At 40.0% G+C, this 1,269-nt stretch carries 1 protein-coding gene; it reads left to right on the top strand.

Translation table 11 applies throughout. The features are described 5' to 3' along the window. Positions 1-97 precede the first annotated feature (97 nt). Complete coding sequence (locus FTU17_RS17315; RefSeq protein ID WP_104425765.1) at positions 98-1,249, top strand: IS4-like element ISAbe18 family transposase; 1,152 nt, start codon at positions 98-100, stop codon at positions 1,247-1,249. The last annotated feature ends 20 nt before the right edge of the window (positions 1,250-1,269 follow it).

The raw sequence follows: 1,269 nt of genomic DNA, 5'->3' as shown, positions 1-1,269 counted from the left end.
CACTGCTGTCCCATAGTTTGCTTTAAATAAAAAAACCTGAGTCCTAACAGTTAAAATATGAGTGCAAACAAACACTTTAACGACCAGGATTCAGGTTTTGTCACATCAGAATACCGTATTTCATGAGCTAATTAAACCTGTTGTGCGACAGGATTTTGAACAACTTGCTAAAGTGCACCATGTTGGACAGAAATTTAGAGCGGCTTCCCGGTGGGATCAGTTTATTGCCATATTGATGTCTCAATTCTCTTGTAGGCAAAGTCTGAGAGATATTCAATCCAATTTGGAGTGCCAACAGGAAAAGCTAAGTCATCTCGGAGCAAAGTCTATTCCCCGAAGCACGCTGGCACGAATCAATGAGCAGCAGCCTGCTGCCTTGTATCAACAGCTATTTTACAAGTTGCTTAAATACTATGACCACTCAAAAGTCGCTCATAAATTTCGCTTTAAGAATCCCTTGTATTCCTTGGATGCCAGTCATATTGACCTGTCGCTTTCCTTATGTGAATGGGCCAAAGTTCACGACTCAAAAGCCAGCATGAAACTCAGTATAGGATTGAATCACAGCAATGATATTCCTGAGTTTGTTGCAGTTGAAAATGGCAAAGAAAATGACATGGTACAAGGCCGCAAATTCCAGTTTCCTGCTGGCAGCATTGTAGTTTTTGATAAAGGCTATGTCGATTACCAATGGTATGCAAATCTGACTGCTCAAAACATTGGATTTGTCACACGTTTTAGGCCTAAATCTGTGTATCAGGTGATCCAGCAACATCCAGTGCTTGAATCCAAAGGTATTCTAAAAGATGAAACCATTCAGCTGAATAGCGCACATGCCCTAAAAAGAAAAGCCCCAGTGTTAAGAAGAATTGAATATAGAGATCAGCAAAGTGGCAAGCACTTTAGCTTTCTCAGCAATAACTTTCATTTAGCCGCCTCCACCATTGCGGCGATTTATAAAGATCGTTGGAAAGTTGAGCTGTTCTTTAAGGCGATTAAGCAGAATCTCAAATTAAAAGCGTTTCTAGGTCGCAGCAGGAACGCAATTCAGACACAAATCTGGATTGCGATGATCGCCTATTTATTGGTGAGTTTCGCTCAACATTTAGGAAAAACAGGTTGGACAGTTCAACGTTTACTCAGAATAATTCAAGTGAATTTGTTTGAAAGAAGAACTTTAAAAGCTTTATTTTCACCCGATAAAATACCCATAAAACAAGAGGAAGCTCAAATGAGCTTCCTCTTGTGAAAAATTGTGGGACAGCAGTG

This window comes from Acinetobacter sp. YH12070, assembly GCF_013419625.1.
Classification (GTDB): domain Bacteria; phylum Pseudomonadota; class Gammaproteobacteria; order Pseudomonadales; family Moraxellaceae; genus Acinetobacter; species Acinetobacter amyesii.
The sequence above is the reverse complement of the archived record's forward strand: the minus strand, read 5'-3'. Positions and strand labels throughout refer to the sequence as shown.